We start from the raw sequence: 15,708 nt of genomic DNA, 5'->3' as shown, positions 1-15,708 counted from the left end.
TCCGGTCGGGCCCGGACCCCGGATTTTTGCCGGCGCGGCCAGTCATCGCCGATAGATCGCCCATGCTGTTCCGTCTCGCGCTTCGCACCAGGACCTTCAGGCTGACCGCGTTCATGACTGCGGTTGCGCTCGCGGTCGGGCCCGTCGTCCCTGCGCGAGCCCAGCAAAAAGGCCCGCCGGTGCTGCGCGACACCGAGTCCGAGCAGCTGCTGCGCGAATACACAAGGCCGATCCTGCGCGCCGCCGGTCTGGAGAAGCAGAACATCCAGATCGTGATCATCAACGACGGCTCGTTCAACGCCTTCGTCGCCGACGGCCGGCGCATCTTCGTCAATTACGGTGCGCTGCTGCAATCGGAGACGCCGAACCAGATCATCGGCGTGCTGGCGCACGAGACCGGCCACCTCGCCGGCGGCCATCTCGCCAAGATGCGCGAGCAACTGGCGCAGGCCCAGACCCAGATGATCATCGCGATGCTGCTCGGCGTCGGCGCGCTTGCCGCGGGTGCGGGCGGCCGCGGCGGCGGAAACGGTCTCTCCAGCGCCGGCGCGGCGGCGATCTCGGCGCCGCAAGCGGTCATTCAGCGCACGCTGTTGTCCTATCAGCGCCAGCAGGAAGAGAACGCCGACCGCGCCGGCGTCAAGTTCCTGAACGCGACCGGACAGTCGGCCCGCGGCATGTACGAGACGTTCAAGCGCTTCACCGACGAGAGCCTGTTCGCCGCGCGCGGCGCCGACCCCTACTTGCAGTCGCACCCGATGCCGGTCGATCGCGTCTCCGCGCTGCAGGAACTGGCGCGCTCCAGCCCCTATTGGGACAAGAAGGACGATCCGGCGCTGCAGCTGCGCCACGACATGATGCGCGCCAAGATCTCGGGCTTCATGGAGCGGCAGGACACGGTCTACCGCCGCTATCCGCTGTCCAACACCAGCCTGCCGGCACGCTATGCACGCGCGATCACGACCTATCTGCACGGCGATCTGCGCTCGGCGATCGCGCAGATCGACGGCTTGATCCAGATGCAGCCCAACAATCCCTATTTCTACGAATTGCGCGGCCAGGCGCTGCTCGAAGGCGGCCGGCCCGCCGAAGCCATCGCGCCGCTGCGCCGCGCGGTGCAGCTCTCCAGCAATTCCCCGCTGATCGAGATGCTGCTCGGCCAGGCGCTGGTCGCCTCCGACAACAAGGCCTACACCGACGAGGCGATCAACATGCTGCGCGCCGCGGTGGCACGCGAGCCCGAGGCACCGCTCGGCTATACCCAGCTCGCGATGGCCTATGGCCGCAAGGGCGACTATGCCCAGGCCGACCTCGCCTCGGCGCAGGCCGCCTATCTCCGCGGCGACACCAAGACCGCCCGCGACCTTGCGTCACGCGCCAAGACGCGGTTCGCGATCGGCACGCCCGGCTGGGTCAAAGCTGACGACATTGTGAGCGCCAAGCCCATGCCGGGTCAGAAAAACAACTAGAAATAAACCGTAGTTCCATACAACGATCACCGAAACCGGCTCACGGCCTCGCCGATTTTTTGGGCCACCGCGAACAAGGATTTTGTCATGCCAGCGCTTCGTTTTCTTGCCCCCGCCCTGCTCGCGCTCGGCGTTTGCGCCGCGCCGCTTTCGGCGTCCGCGCAGAGCTTCACCGACACCCAGCGCGGCGACATCGAGACCATCGTGCGCAACTATTTGATCGCGCACCCGGAGGTGCTCGAGGAGGCGATGAACGAGCTGAGCAAGCGGCAGGCCGCCGCCGAAGCCGAAAAGCACGAGCAGAGCGTCGCCAAGAACGCCGACACCATCTTCAATTCGCCGCGCGGCGTCATGCTCGGCAACAAGGACGGCGACGTCACCTTCGTCGAGTTCTTCGATTACAATTGCGGCTACTGCAAGCGCGCGATGTCCGATATGCTCGATTTGATGAAGGCGGATCCGAAGCTGAAGGTCGTGCTGAAGGAATTCCCGGTGCTGAGCCAGGGCTCGGTCGAGGCCGCGCAGGTCGCGGTCGCCGTGCGCATGCAGGATCCGACCGGCAAGAAGTATCTCGATTTCCACCAGAAGCTGCTCGGCGGCCGCGGCGCCGCCGACAAGGCACGCGCGCTGGCGGTCGCCAAGGAGGTCGGCCTCGACATGGCGAAGATCGAGAAGGACATGGCGAGCCCCGAAGTGAAGGCGACCATCGAGGAGAACTTCCGCCTCGCCGAATCCATGGGCATGAACGGCACGCCGAGCTACGTGATCGGCAAGCAGGTCGTGATCGGCGCCGTCGGCGTCGACAATCTCAAGGAAAAGATCGGCATTGCCCGCTGCGGCAAGGCGACCTGCTGATCGCCGCTCCGACAGCGCGCATCGCGTGCAAAATCCGGCTGCCATGCAGCCGGATTTTTTTATTGCCGCCACCGAACCGATTCCGCGCGGGCCGCAACCAAGGCCCGTCACCAAAAACGGAAGTCGCGGGAAGCCGAAATACAGCGCGACCTAATCTCGAGCTCGAGGAGCGTTTCGGCAGCTTCAATCTCGGCGGCGGCAACGGCCAGTCGATCTTGCGAGCATCCAGTTCGACCGGGCATGCGCGGTTGAAGCAGCCGCGCATTCATCTCGCGCGTTCATCGCGCATTCACCTAAAGAACAAACCGCAAGGAACCGCAAATCAACAGGAACATCGCACATGCTCTCCCGTTGTCGGCGCGGGCAATGCTGAAAAACGAGGAGGAATTACGATGTCTAACCGCTTTCTGATTTCGGTCGCCGCAGCCGCTTTGATCGCCGGCACCGGTTTCGCGAACGCACAGGGCGCCGGCGGCGCCAACAGGGAAACCGGGGCTGGTGGTGGTGCGACCACGCAGCAGTCTGCACCGTCCGGTGGCGCGTCATCGGGCACCATGCAGCATGACAAGAGCGGCATGAAGGGTTCCGAGCATTCGACGACGGGTGAGTCGAGCACCAAGGGGGCTGAGTCCGAGAAGTCCGGCACGGCCACCAAGGGCGCGCAGGACAGTACCCAAAAGTCGAAGGGCATGAGCTCGGAGAACGATGCGGCCAAGGGCTCCAAGGAGGGCTCGAAGGACATGAAGGCCGAGGGTCGCGACAAGAGCGGCAACATGAAAGCCGAGGAGCGTGACAAGAGCGGCAAGATGAACGCCGAAAGCCGCGACAAGAGCGGTAGCGGTGCCACGACCGACCAGAACGCTCAGACCAAGAGCCCGTCCGACACCAACCGCGCGCAGACCAACGACACAAGCCGCACGCAGACGACGACCGGTAACGCGGCAACGTCGGCGACCGCGGCTCCGCCGGCCGAGAAGCGCAGCCAGATCACGACCGCGATCAAGTCGGAGCACGTGACCGAAGCCACCAACGTGAACTTCAACGTGGCGGTCGGCACCCGCGTTCCGGCCGACATTCACTTCTACCCGGTACCGGAGCGGGTCGTGACGATCTACCCGCAGTGGCGCGGCTATCAGTTCATCCTGGTCAAGGGCCGCTACGTGATCGTGCAGCCTGAGACCCATGAGATCGTCTACATCATCGAGGGCTAAACCGGCCTCGGTGCGAGGGAGCCAAGACGGGCCTTCGCTTTCACCTCGACCCCGCCCCCTTCGGGCGGGGTCTTGCTTTCGGCCGCAACCGGCATCAGGCCGGTGGATGGCGGGCCGGAGCGCCCGCCGAAGGCAGCTTCCGCAAGATTTGGTTAATCAGCATTTTCCGTAGGTTAGGGCAGCCATCTAACAGGGTGGAGGAAGTTGTTGAAGACGTTCCGATTTCACCTAAAGACTTCCCCTTCGGCCGGTTGTTACCTATAACCCGGCCCACTCCACCCCTTGTCGGATCCCCTCTCGGAACCTTTGGCCGGAACCCTTGGCAGGAAACTCTGGAATGGCTGCTGCCGGAACGATCTATGTGCTGAACGGCCCGAACCTCAATCTGCTGGGGACGCGCGAGCCGGAGACCTACGGGCATGCCACCCTCGCCGATGTCGAGAAGCTGTGCGCGGACACCGCGCGCCAGTTCGGGTTGACCGCCGACTGCCGGCAGTCCAACCGCGAGGGTGAGTTGATCGACTTCATCCATGAGGCCCATGCCAAGAAGGCGGTCGGCATCATCATCAACGCCGGTGGCTACTCTCATACCTCGATCGCGCTGCATGACGCACTGGTCGCGGTCAAGATTCCCGCGGTCGAAGTTCATGTCAGCAACATCCACGCCCGCGAAAGCTTCCGGCACCACTCGTTCACTGCTAAAGCCGCCTTCGCGTCACTTTGCGGCTTCGGCATCGACGGCTACCGGCTTGCCCTCATCGGCCTCGCCACCAGGATCGGCGTCAAGATCGACGCCAAGCCAAAGACTTAATCGTCAATCCTGACGTTCCCCGTCACCAGACAGAGATTTTGGATCACAGAGCATGGCGCGCCAGCCAGACGACAAATCAGCCGCAAAAAAGAACGACCCCAAGAGCGACGACAGCGCCCTCATTCGCGAGCTCGCGCTGCTGCTCGCGGAAACCAATCTGACCGAGATCGAGATCGAGCGTGCCGGCCTGCGTGTCCGTGTCGCGCGCAACATCAGCATCGCGGCCTCGGTGCCCACCGTGGCAAGCGTTGCCGCACCGTCCGCAATGGCTGTCCCGGTGGCTACGGCTGCGACCGATCTCGCCAAGCACCCGGGCGCCGTGCCCTCGCCGATGGTCGGCACTGCGTATTGGGCGCCCGAGCCGGGCGCCAAGCCGTTCATTGAGATCGGCACCAAGGTCTCCGCCGGCCAGACGCTTCTGATCATCGAGGCGATGAAGACGATGAACCAGATCCCGTCGCCGCGCGCGGGCACCGTGACGCAGATTCTCGTCGAGGACGGCCAGCCGGTCGAATTCGGCGAGCCGCTCGTCATCATTGAATAGCTTCCGTCAACACCAGGCGCTGCGATGTTCGACAAGATCCTCATAGCCAATCGCGGCGAGATCGCGCTTCGCGTGCTGCGCGCCTGCAAGGAGCTCGGCATCTCGACCGTCGCCGTGCATTCCACCGCCGACGCCGACGCCATGCATGTGCGGCTCGCCGACGAGAGCGTGTGCATCGGCCCGCCGCCGTCGAAGGATTCCTATCTCAACGTGCCGGCGCTGCTCGCGGCCTGCGAGATCACCGGCGCCGACGCCGTGCATCCGGGTTACGGCTTCCTGTCCGAGAACGCGCGCTTCGCCGAGATCCTCGCCGACCACAATCTGGGTTTCATCGGTCCGAAGGCCGAGCACATCCGCCTGATGGGTGACAAGATCGAAGCCAAGAAGACCGCCAAGCGCCTCGGCATTCCCGTGGTGCCCGGCTCGGACGGTGCGGTGACCTCGGAGGCCGACGCGCTCGCGATCGGCAGGGACATCGGCTTTCCGGTGCTGGTGAAGGCGGCGGCCGGCGGCGGCGGCCGCGGCATGAAGGTCGCCCACACCGAGGCTGACCTCGCGCTGGCGCTCTCGACCGCGGCCAACGAAGCCAAGTCGGCATTCGGCGACGCCTCGGTCTACCTGGAGAAATACCTGCAGAAGCCGCGCCACATCGAGATCCAGATTCTCGGCGACGGCCGCGGCGGCGCCATCCATCTCGGCGAGCGCGACTGCTCGCTGCAGCGCCGTCACCAGAAGGTCTGGGAGGAAGGCCCCTCGCCCGTGCTCGCGGCGGCGGCGCGCGCCAGGATCGGCGAGACCTGCGCCAAGGCGATGCGGGACATGAAATATCTCGGCGTCGGCACCATCGAATTCCTCTACGAGGACGGCGAGTTCTATTTCATCGAAATGAACACGCGCATCCAGGTCGAGCATCCCGTCACCGAAAGCATCACCGATATCGATCTCGTGCTGGAGCAGATCCGGATCGCCGCCGGCGGCGACCTTCCGGCCAAGCAGGACGACATCGCGATCATCGGCCACGCCATCGAGTGCCGCATCAATGCGGAGAACCCGCAGACCTTCCGTCCCTCGCCCGGACGGATCACGCAATTCCATCCGCCTGGCGGCCTCGGCGTGCGGATCGATTCCGCCGTCTATCAGGGCTATGTGATCCCGCCCTATTACGACTCGCTGGTCGGCAAGCTGATCGTGCACGGCAAGACCCGCGGCGAATGCCTGATGCGGCTGCGCCGGGCGCTGGACGAGATGGTGGTCGACGGGATCGAGACGACGCTGCCGCTGTTCCGCGCGCTGGTGCGCGAACCCGACATCATCGAGGGCGACTACCACATTCACTGGCTGGAGCAGTACCTCGCCGGCCAGCCGTCCGACGCCGCAAAATAGTTCGGAACTCCCTGGAACCCGGCCCTTCCTCAAACGTACTATAGGATTATTGGCTTTCCACGGGGACGCGTTGAATCCCACTCCCATAGCGAGATCGTCGTGACGGTCGTTTCACGACGCCGGTCGACGCTACAGATCCTCCTGCTTTCGGCGGGATTTTTCGTGCTGGTCGCGGTCAGCGTGGCGTCGGTCGTGCTGGTCAACAAGGCGCGTGAAGACAACGCCTGGGTGATTCACACCGTCGAGACCGAGAGCCAGGTTGCCAATCTGCTGCTCGACATCAGGCGCGCCGAAAGCGCGACCAGGGCGTATCTGCTGACATCAGCACCACAATACCTGTCCGAGTACCAGTCCGCGGCAGCCGGAGTGCCGGCTGCGCTCAACCATCTCCAGATGATGACCGTCGATAATCCGGCGCAGGTCGCCAATGCCGCGAAGCTCAAGGCCGCCGTCGAGCAACGGCTGGCCGAGTTCGCGCTCAGCATCGAGCGCGTCAAGAACGACGACACGGCGACCAGCATCGACGTCCTGCGCAAGACCACATCGACCGATGCGTTGGAGGCGATCGCCAGGATCGGCCGCGACATGCGCGCCGAGGAGGATCGCCTGCTGGCGGTACGCACCGCGACTGCGGACAGGACCCAGGTGCTGGCCTCTTCCGTCACGATCGCCGGCTCCTGCATGGTGCTGGCGCTGGCCGCTCTCTCGGTGGTACTGCTGCGGCGATCGTCGCGGGCGCGCGACGAGGCCGAGGCGAGCCTGCGCGACAGCAACCTCAATCTCGAAACCATCGTCGACGAGCGCACCTCCGACCTGCGCGAGGCCAACGAGGAAATCCAGCGCTTCGCCTATATCGTCAGCCACGATCTGCGTTCGCCGCTGGTCAACATCATGGGCTTCACCAGCGAGCTCGAGGAACTGCGCGGCGACATCTTCAAGCGGATCGCCACGCTCAATCGCGCCGCGTCGCTGGCGCCGGCGATGCCGGAAGACGCGACCGATGTGACCGAGCCCGAGCTTGAAGGCTCCGACAAACAGCTATCCGACGATTTCAACGAATCGCTCGGCTTCATCAAATCGTCGATCGCCAAGATGGACCGCCTGATCAGTGCGATCCTCAATCTCACCCGCGAGGGCCGCCGCGAGTTCAAGCCCGAACGCATCGATCTGCGCGAGCTGATCGACGGCATCGTCAAGACGGTGGCTCACCAGGCCGTCGAGGCCAACGCGACCGTCGAGGTCGGCGCGCTGCCCAATATCGTCAGCGACCGCCTCGCGCTGGAGCAGATCTTCTCCAATCTGATCGACAATGCACTCAAGTACCTCAGGAACGGCGTTCCCGGCGAGATTTCGATCGAGGGCCGCACCAAGCTCGGCTTCGCGATCTTCGAAGTCACCGACAACGGCCGCGGCATCGATCCGAAGGACCATCAGCGCATCTTCGACTTGTTCCGTCGCGCCGGAACCCAGGACAAACCCGGTCAGGGCATCGGGCTTGCCCATGTCCGCGCACTTGTGCGCAGACTGGGCGGCACCATGTCGGTAGCATCGGAACTTCACAACGGCAGCACCTTCACGATCACGCTGCCTATCAATTGGTCAGGCAAGAATCGGGACAAAGTGACATGAGTGATCCAGTCACCATCATCATGATCGAGGACGACGAGGGCCATGCCCGCCTGATCGAGCGGAATATCCGGCGTTCAGGTGTCAACAATGAGATCATCCCGTTCACCAACGGTACAGAGGCCGTGAACTACCTGTTCGGCAAGGATGGCAGCGCCATCGAGCGCAAGGGCCAAGCCCTGCTGATCCTGCTCGATCTCAATCTGCCCGACACGACCGGCATCGATATTCTGAAGCGGGTCAAGGAGAACAAATATCTCAAGTCGACGCCGGTGGTCGTGCTGACCACGACCGACGACTCCCAGGAGATCAAGCGTTGCTACGAGCTCGGTTGCAACGTCTACATCACCAAGCCGGTGAACTACGAAAGCTTCGCCAATGCGATTCGCCAGCTTGGCCTGTTCTTTTCCGTGATTCAGGTGCCGCCAGCTGCCTTATGACCAACGCAACGCCGACACTGCTCTACATCGACGACGACGCGGCGCTGGCGCGCCTGGTCGAACGCGGGCTGACGCGCGCGGGCTACAAGGTCGTGCACGCCGCAAGCGGCCAGGAAGGCCTCGACCGGCTCGGCCAGGGCGGCATCGACGTCGTCGCGCTCGATCAGTATATGCCCGGCCTCGACGGGCTGGAGACGCTGGAGCAGATCCTCAAGATACCGGACGCCCCGCCAGTCGTGTTCGTCACCGCGTCGCAGGATTCGGCGATCGCCGTTACCGCGCTGAAGGCCGGCGCGGCGGACTATCTGGTCAAGGACGTCAGGGGCGAGTTCATCCCCCTGCTCCTGGTCGCGGTGAACGGCGCGGTCCGGCAGGCCGCGCTGCAGAAGGCGCGCGACGAGGCCGAGGCCGAGGTGCACGCCTCGCGCGACCGCTATGCCGCGCTCGCCGCGGAGCGCGAGGTTCTGCTCCGCGAGGTCAACCATCGCGTCGGCAATTCGCTGCAAATCATCGCCTCGCTGCTGCATCTGCAGGCCAACTCCGCGGCCCAGCAGGATGTGAAGGCAGCGCTGACCAACGCGATGGGGCGCGTCGCGGCCGTCGCGCAGGTGCACCGCCGTCTTTACACCTCGCACGACTTCAAGACGGTGATGCTCAACCAGTATCTCGAGGCACTGCTCGAGGATCTCCGGCGATCGGCCGAAGGCAACAAGATGTCGCGGCTGACCCTGAAGGCCGACCCGATCGAGATCGATCCCGACCGCGCGGTCGCGATCGGCATCATCGTCAACGAGCTGGTGATGAACGCCGTGAAGTACGCCTATCCCGACGGCGCCGGCCCGATCCATGTCGAGCTGAAGCCGCAAGGCGACGATCTGCAGCTCGCGATCGGCGACGACGGGGTCGGCTTTTCCGACACGGCCGACCCGCGCGGCACCGGCATGGGCCAGCGCATCGTCAGCGCGATGGCCGCCAAGCTCGATGCCAGCGTCGAGCGCGACCCCGGCCACAAGGGCACCCGCTTCGTGGTGCGGTTCGCCCGCGTCAGCCCGGCGCTCGACAAATCGACCAGCGCCGCCGCCGCCAGCTAATGCCGCAAATTTCAGCAAATTCGATTGATTTGTCTGGTTCGCTTTAACGGCTACGTCATGCTGTTGATGGATCGCGGTCCGCCGAGCCCGACCGGTTAAGAAAGTTCTGGGCGTCCTTTGCGATGCTTGTGCCAACTGCTTGGCAGGAGCGGCACGCGATGTTCGGGCGCAGGCCAGTTTTTGGAAAGAAGCAAGAGACGACCTTGGGCGAGCTCAAGGAGACCGTGCGTCCGGCACCGGGCGCCGACGGCGCGACGCCCGCTTTTCACAAGCAGCAGTGGGATCACCCGCTGATCGGGTCGATGCTGCGCGATGCGGGCTTCGCGCCCGATGACGAAGCCGGCATCGTGCCGACGGCCGACAATCGCCTCGCCGTGTTCGCTGCGGCCAGCAACCGACTGCAGGACCGTACCGAGACCTTCAACCGCGACATGACGGCGCGCCACGGCCACTGCCACGCGGTGCCGTTCCTGGTCATCGACCAGAAGATCTGGGATGGACCGCATGGCGCGTTTCTCTACGCGCAGATGGGGCTGATCGGCTACGACGAGTGGAACGTGATCATGCTGGCGGGAGACCCGCAGACCACCGCGTCATGCGGCCTGGCAGGCCATCCCGGCTTCCTACCATCCGTGACGCAAGTCATGACCGAGCATGTGACCGCGTGGAAGACGCGGCACAACGCCCTGATCGAGACGTTCGGGATCACCGCGACGGGTGGCCGGGAAATCTCGCATGAACAATACGAGATGGAAAAGGACACCCTGCGCAACGAAATCATCGACAAGGCCGGCTGGATGAAGCCGCGCATCATCGACGAGCTCTTGCGCAAGGCCTAGAGGCATCAAGCCCTTCCGAAGCGCCTCACTCGTGCCTGCCGCGGTGCCGGCGTGCGCGCTGCGGACGGCAATCCTGACACGGTGCGCCAAACACGACCTGCGACGGATAGGGCCGCGCGGAATGCCACGGCGTCGAGCCGAACAGGCCGGCCGCACCGAAACCTGCGCTGAAGGGATCGGCGGCGAAATTGCCGGGGAAATAGCCGTTGCTTCGAAAATCGCGATCGTCGTCCCTGCCGTCGAAATACGCGCCGCCGGTGCTGCCGTAGCGCAACGGCCGCTGCTGGGCCGACGCCGCGGCTACGCTCAGCGCGATGGCGGCGCAGGCGATCAGTCCTCTCATGGCGATCATGGCCGAGACCCTCATTGCGGAAGGGTGCCCCAATCGCCCTTCCAGGCGATCAGGCGTCCCTTGCCGAATTGCAGATAGAGCCCGTCGCTGCGCCTCGACAGCACGCTGCCCCCGACATTGGGCAGTGCGACGAACAATTCATTGCCCGGCGTGCCGCGCACGTAATTCAGGGGAACGCCGAGCGACTGGCTGGCCTGGTTGGCGCTCATGCCGAAGGCGAGCGGAACGCTGTTGGGTGGCCGCTGCTGCGCGCGGCACGCGCCGGTCAATGCGCCAAGCGCGATGAGGAGGACAACGAGGAGTGTCGCAAAACGCTGCATGGCTGACCTCATGGCACCGCCGCCGCCAGCGTACCGGCGGGCGTCCAGCCGCCGCCGAGCGCCTGGAACAGGCTGCTCGCCGCCAGCAGCTTGTTGAGCCGGACCGTGACCAGATTGTTCTCGGCGGTGAACAGCGTCTGCTGGGCTTGCAGCACCGTGATCAGGTTGACCGTGCCGCCGCGCAGCTGCGTCTCGGCGACCTCGAACGCCTTGCGCGAGGCGGCGACGACGTCGGACTGCAGGCGCTCCTGCAATGTGTACTTCTGCAACGCGATCAGCGCCTTCTCGACATCGGCGAAGGCCGACAGCACCGCCTTGCGATAGGCCTGCAGGTTTTGCAGCTGCTGGCCCTTGGCGAGCTTGAGCTGGCTCTCCAGCAGGAAGCCGTCGAACAGCGGCTGGGTCAGCCCGGCGGCGAGCGTGTAGTACCAGGCGCCCGGCGCAAACAGCGAGGCCAGCGCCGCGCTCTGGAATCCGGTGGTGCCGGTCAGCTGAATCTGCGGAAAGAATGCCGCGCGCGCCGCGTCGACGCTGAAATTGGACGACGCCAGCTGCGCCTCGGCCTCGCGGACGTCAGGCCGCTGGTAGAGCAATTCCGACGGCAGTCCCGGCGTGACGCGCGGCACCGCGATCTGCGTGGTGGACCCGCCGCGCACCTTGAAATCGGCCGGCGCGCGCGCCACCAGCACGGCGAGCGCCGCGGTGTTCTGCCCGACCGTCACCTCGAGCGGCGGGATCGCCGCGCGCTGCGTGGCGACCAGCGCCTCCTGCTGCGACAAATCGAGCTGCGAGGCGGTGCCGCCGGCGAATTGCGACTTGATCAGCGCAAGGATGCGCTCGGCCGCCGCGAGGTTGCGGCGGGTGACCTTGATCTGGTCCTGCGCCGCCAGCACCTGGAAATAGGTGTTGGCGACCGTCGCCATCGTGGTCAGCGCGACCACCTCGCGATTGTAGCGCGCGACGGTCGCGCTCTCCTCCGAGGCCGACAGCGTCGCGCGGTTCTTGCCCCAGAAATCGACGATGTAGCTTGCGCTCAGCCCCAGGCTGTATTGCGAGAAAGTGCCGCTGGTGCCGAGCGACGAACTGGATCCCGTTGCCACACGCTGACGCTCGGCATTCGCCGATCCGGAGATGTTCGGCAGCAGCGCGGCGCCGGAAACGCCGACCTGGGCGTCGGCCTGCACGATCTGGGCGATCGCCACCGCGATGTCGAGATTGTAGAGTTGTGCGGATTCCATCAGCCCGGTCAGTTCGGGCGAGCGGAAGCCGCGCCACCAGGCGAGCGCCGGAACGGCCGCGTCGGCATCGCCCTTGGCCGCAGTCTTGTAGCTCGCCGGCACTTCGAGGCTGAGCTCGGGCTTCTCCGCCCCGGGGATGCAGCCGGACAGACCGAGGCTGAGGCCGCCGAACGCCGCCACGCGCAGAAACCGGATCGGCTTGCGCATCAACTGAAGATTTCGCAACGCTGCACCTGTCGGCATTTACTCGCCTGCTTGAAGTGAGGAGCCCGGCATCCGCGGCGCGCCGCCGCGGCGGAGGCGCTGGGCCCACAGGCGGAACCGGTCGAGATAGAGGTAGATGACCGGCGTCGTGTAGAGCGTGAGGACCTGGCTCAGGATCAGGCCCCCGACGATGGCGATGCCGAGCGGCTGCCGCAACTCGCCGCCGTCGCCCATGCCGATCGCCAGCGGCACCGCCCCGAGCAGCGCGGCCATCGTCGTCATCATGATGGGGCGGAAGCGCAGCAGGCAGGCCTCCCGGATCGCCTCGAGCGGCTCCAGCCCGCGCCTGCGTTCCGCCTCCAGCGCAAAGTCGATCATCATGATGGCGTTCTTCTTCACAATGCCGATCAGCAGGATGACGCCGATCAGCGCCATGATACTGAACTCGGTCTTGAATGCCATCAGCGCCAGCAAGGCGCCCACACCCGCCGAGGGCAATGTGGACAAGATGGTCAGCGGATGGATGTAGCTCTCGTAGAGCACGCCCAGCACGATGTAGATCGCAACCAGCGCGGCCAGGATCAGGAACGGCTGGTTGCTCAGCGAGTCCTGGAACGCCTTGGCGGTACCCTGGAAGGTGCCGCGGATCGTGGCCGGGACCCCGATCCGGTTCATGGTCGCCTCGATGCTGCCGACCGCCGTGCTCAGCGACACGTTCGGCGGCAGGTTGAACGAGATGGTGTTGGCGACCAACAGGCCCTGGTGATTGACCGCAAGCGGCGTCGCGCCCTGCTTGAACGCCGCAACTTCCGACAGCGGGATCATGGTCTCGCTGCTGGTGGAGACGGCCGATCCGGTCGAGGCCACGCCCTTCCCGGTCGAACCGATCGAGTTGGTGGCCTGGTTGCGCGCGGCCTGGGCGTTGGCCGCACTGGCCGCGGTGGAGGTCCCGGGCGCCACCACGGTGCCGGCCACCGCGTTGGTCGATTGCGAACCGCCGACCGATCCGCCGGACGTGCTGATATAGACGTCCTTCAGCGTCTCCGGATTCTGCCAGTAGCGCGGCGCGACCTCCATGATGACGTGGTACTGGTTGCGCGCGACATAGATCGTCGACACCTGCCGCTGGCCGAACGCGTCGTAGAGGGTATTATCGATCTGGCTCACCGTGATGCCGAGCCGCGCCGCGGCGTCGCGGTCGATCACGAGATCGGATTCCAGGCCCTTGTTCTGCTGGTCGCTGTTGACGTCGGCGAGATCAGGATCGCGCTGCAGGGCCGCCGCGATCTTCGGCGTCCATTCATTGAGCTCCTCCAGCGTCGATCCCTGCAGCGTGTACTGATACTGCGCGTTCGAGGCCCTGCCCCCGACCCGGATGTCCTGCACCGCCTGCAGGAACAGGCTCGCGCCCGGCACCACCGACATCTCGCGGCGCAGCCGCGCGATCACGCCGTCGGCGCCGATCTTGCGCTCATCGAGCGGGCGCAGCGAGACGAACACGAAGCCGGAATTGGTCTGCCCGCCGCCGGTGAAGCCGACCGCCGTCTCCACCGCCGGATCGCGCTTGATGATGCCGACGAACTGCGCGAGCTTCTGCTGCATCAGCTGGAACGACACGCTCTGGTCGGCCTGGATCGAGCCGACCAGCCGGCCGGTGTCCTGCTGCGGGAAGAAGCCCTTCGGGATCACGTCGTAGAGATAGAAGTTGAGGCCGAACACCGCCGCCAGGATCAGCATCACCGAGAGCGGATGCGCCAACGCCGCGGTCAGCGTCCTGCGGTAGAAATTCAGCATCGCCTCGAAGAAGCGTTCGCTCGCCCAATAGAGCCGGCCATGGCCGCCGGCGTCCGGCTTCAGCAGCACAGCGCACATCATCGGCGTGGTCGCCAGCGAGACCGCGAGCGAGATCAGGATCGAGATCGAGATCACCATCGCGAACTCGCGGAACAGCCGCCCGACGATGCCGGCCATCAGCAGGATCGGGATGAACACCGCGATCAGCGAGATGCTCATCGACAGCACGGTGAAGCCGACCTCGTTGGCGCCCTTCAGCGCCGCCTCGAGCGGGCTCAGGCCGTCCTCGATGTAACGGGTGACGTTCTCCAGCACCACGATGGCGTCGTCGACCACGAAGCCGGTCGCGACCGTCAGCGCCATCAGGGAGAGATTGTCCAGGCTGTAGCCGAACAGGTACATCGCCCCGAAGGTCGCGACCAGCGACACCGAGACCGCCACCACCGGAATGAAGGTGGCGCGCGCATTGCGCAGGAACGCGAACACCACGATGATGACCAGCAGCACCGCCAGAACGAGGGTTCGTTCGACGTCCCGGAGCGAGGTGCGGATGGTCGTCGAACGGTCGACCGCAAAGCCGATGTCGATCGCCGGCGAGACCGATGCCTGCAGCTGCGGCATCAGCCCCTTCACGAGGTCGACGGTCGAGATGATGTTGGCATTCGGCTGCCGGTAGAGGATGATCAGAACCGCCGGCTTGCCGTTGGCGAGCCCGGCATTGCGGAGGTTCTCGACGCCGTCGGCCACCTCGCCGACGTCGGAGAGATGAACCGGTGCGCCATTGCGGTAGGCCACGATCAGCGATCTGTAGTCGTCGGCCTTGTTGGCCTGGTCGTTGGCGTAGACCTGGTAGCGCTGGTCGCCGACGTCGATGCCGCCCTTGGGGCTGTGGGCGTTGGCGCTCGACAGCGCCGCGCGGACGTCTTCCAGGCCGATGCCGTATTTGTAGAGCGCCTGCGGGATCAGATCGACGCGCACGGCCGGCAGCGAGCTGCCGCCGACCACCACCTCGCCGATGCCCTCGACCTGCGACAGCTTCTGCGCCAGCACGGTGGAGGCGGCGTCGTAGAGATCGCCGCGCGTCAGCGTATCCGACGTCAGCGTCAGGATCAGGATCGGCGCGTCGGCGGGATTGACCTTGCGGTAGGTCGGATTGCTGCGCAGGCTGGTCGGCAGGTCGGCCCGCGCCGCATTGATCGCGGCCTGCACGTCGCGCGCCGCGCCGTTGATGTCGCGGTTCAGGCCGAACTGCAGCGTGATGCGGGTCGAGCCCACCGAGCTCGACGACGTCATCTCGGTGACATCGGCGATCTGGCCGAGATGGCGCTCGAGCGGACTTGCGACCGTGGTCGCGACATCCTGCGGGCTGGCGCCGGGCAGCGTCGCCTGCACCGAGATGGTCGGGAAATCCACCTGCGGCAGCGGCGACACCGGCAGCTTGAAGAACGCGACGATGCCGGCCGCCGCAAGCCCGAACGTCAACAGCGTCGTTGCGACCGGCCTACGGATGAAGGGCGTTGACGGATCCATG

The 15,708-nt window shown here is 65.4% G+C and carries 14 protein-coding genes; 10 read left to right on the top strand and 4 right to left on the bottom strand.

The genetic code is table 11. The features are described from left to right. The first annotated feature begins 62 nt into the window (after positions 1 to 62). The 10 genes from ACE10X_RS20545 (at position 63) to ACE10X_RS20500 (ending at position 10,269) form a co-directional block, all read left to right on the top strand. Positions 63 to 1,469, top strand: a complete 1,407-nt coding sequence (locus ACE10X_RS20545) for a M48 family metalloprotease (protein WP_038388334.1) — start codon at positions 63 to 65, stop codon at positions 1,467 to 1,469. An 87-nt stretch (positions 1,470 to 1,556) separates the two neighbouring features. Continuing rightward, the gene (locus ACE10X_RS20540) at positions 1,557 to 2,324 is read left to right on the top strand and encodes a DsbA family protein (RefSeq protein WP_038388333.1); all 768 of its coding nucleotides are present in this window, start codon (positions 1,557 to 1,559) and stop codon (positions 2,322 to 2,324) included. A gap of 392 nt (positions 2,325 to 2,716) precedes the next feature. Further along, positions 2,717 to 3,535, top strand: a complete 819-nt coding sequence (locus ACE10X_RS20535; protein WP_051003323.1) for a DUF1236 domain-containing protein — start codon at positions 2,717 to 2,719, stop codon at positions 3,533 to 3,535. Positions 3,536 to 3,872: 337 nt separating this feature from the next. Then, complete coding sequence (aroQ, locus tag ACE10X_RS20530; protein ID WP_038388332.1) at positions 3,873 to 4,346, top strand: type II 3-dehydroquinate dehydratase; 474 nt, start codon at positions 3,873 to 3,875, stop codon at positions 4,344 to 4,346. Between the two features lie 52 nt (positions 4,347 to 4,398). Further along, the gene (gene accB, locus ACE10X_RS20525) at positions 4,399 to 4,890 is read left to right on the top strand and encodes an acetyl-CoA carboxylase biotin carboxyl carrier protein (RefSeq protein ID WP_375764507.1); all 492 of its coding nucleotides are present in this window, start codon (positions 4,399 to 4,401) and stop codon (positions 4,888 to 4,890) included. A gap of 24 nt (positions 4,891 to 4,914) precedes the next feature. After that, entirely contained in the window at positions 4,915 to 6,273 is a 1,359-nt protein-coding gene (accC, locus tag ACE10X_RS20520) for an acetyl-CoA carboxylase biotin carboxylase subunit (RefSeq protein WP_028344933.1), read from the top strand. A gap of 99 nt (positions 6,274 to 6,372) precedes the next feature. After that, positions 6,373 to 7,902, top strand: a complete 1,530-nt coding sequence (locus ACE10X_RS20515; RefSeq protein ID WP_375764506.1) for a CHASE3 domain-containing protein — start codon at positions 6,373 to 6,375, stop codon at positions 7,900 to 7,902. After that, a complete protein-coding gene (locus tag ACE10X_RS20510; protein WP_038388329.1) occupies positions 7,899 to 8,339 on the top strand; it encodes a response regulator in 441 nt (146 codons plus the stop codon). The genes ACE10X_RS20515 and ACE10X_RS20510 overlap by 4 nt, the downstream gene beginning before the upstream one ends. Beyond that, positions 8,336 to 9,430, top strand: a complete 1,095-nt coding sequence (locus tag ACE10X_RS20505; protein WP_375764505.1) for a sensor histidine kinase — start codon at positions 8,336 to 8,338, stop codon at positions 9,428 to 9,430. The genes ACE10X_RS20510 and ACE10X_RS20505 overlap by 4 nt, the downstream gene beginning before the upstream one ends. 203 nt (positions 9,431 to 9,633) lie before the next feature. Next, positions 9,634 to 10,269 (top strand): hypothetical protein, encoded by a 636-nt coding sequence (locus tag ACE10X_RS20500; RefSeq protein WP_375764504.1) that lies wholly within the window; start codon positions 9,634 to 9,636, stop codon positions 10,267 to 10,269. A 25-nt stretch (positions 10,270 to 10,294) separates the two neighbouring features. On the opposite strand, the gene ACE10X_RS20495 is transcribed toward ACE10X_RS20500, so the two are convergent. From ACE10X_RS20495 to ACE10X_RS20480, 4 genes are read right to left on the bottom strand one after another with little or no spacing between them, the layout of a single operon-like run. Beyond that, on the bottom strand, positions 10,295 to 10,621 hold the full coding sequence (locus ACE10X_RS20495) for a BA14K family protein (RefSeq protein WP_244436036.1): 327 nt from the start codon (positions 10,619 to 10,621) through the stop codon (positions 10,295 to 10,297). Between the two features lie 11 nt (positions 10,622 to 10,632). Next, a complete protein-coding gene (locus tag ACE10X_RS20490) occupies positions 10,633 to 10,941 on the bottom strand; it encodes a hypothetical protein (RefSeq protein WP_038388326.1) in 309 nt (102 codons plus the stop codon). Positions 10,942 to 10,949: 8 nt separating this feature from the next. Next, positions 10,950 to 12,386, bottom strand: a complete 1,437-nt coding sequence (locus tag ACE10X_RS20485; RefSeq protein WP_375764503.1) for an efflux transporter outer membrane subunit — start codon at positions 12,384 to 12,386, stop codon at positions 10,950 to 10,952. Positions 12,387 to 12,422: 36 nt separating this feature from the next. Further along, entirely contained in the window at positions 12,423 to 15,707 is a 3,285-nt protein-coding gene (locus ACE10X_RS20480; RefSeq protein ID WP_304555526.1) for an efflux RND transporter permease subunit, read from the bottom strand. Position 15,708 lies beyond the last annotated feature (1 nt).

Origin of the sequence: Bradyrhizobium sp. Pha-3, from assembly GCF_042258325.1 — a bacterium.
In the GTDB taxonomy this organism is placed as follows: Bacteria; Pseudomonadota; Alphaproteobacteria; order Rhizobiales; family Xanthobacteraceae; genus Bradyrhizobium; species Bradyrhizobium elkanii.
Note: the sequence above shows the minus strand (reverse complement) of the source record. Positions and strands in the feature narration are given on the sequence as shown.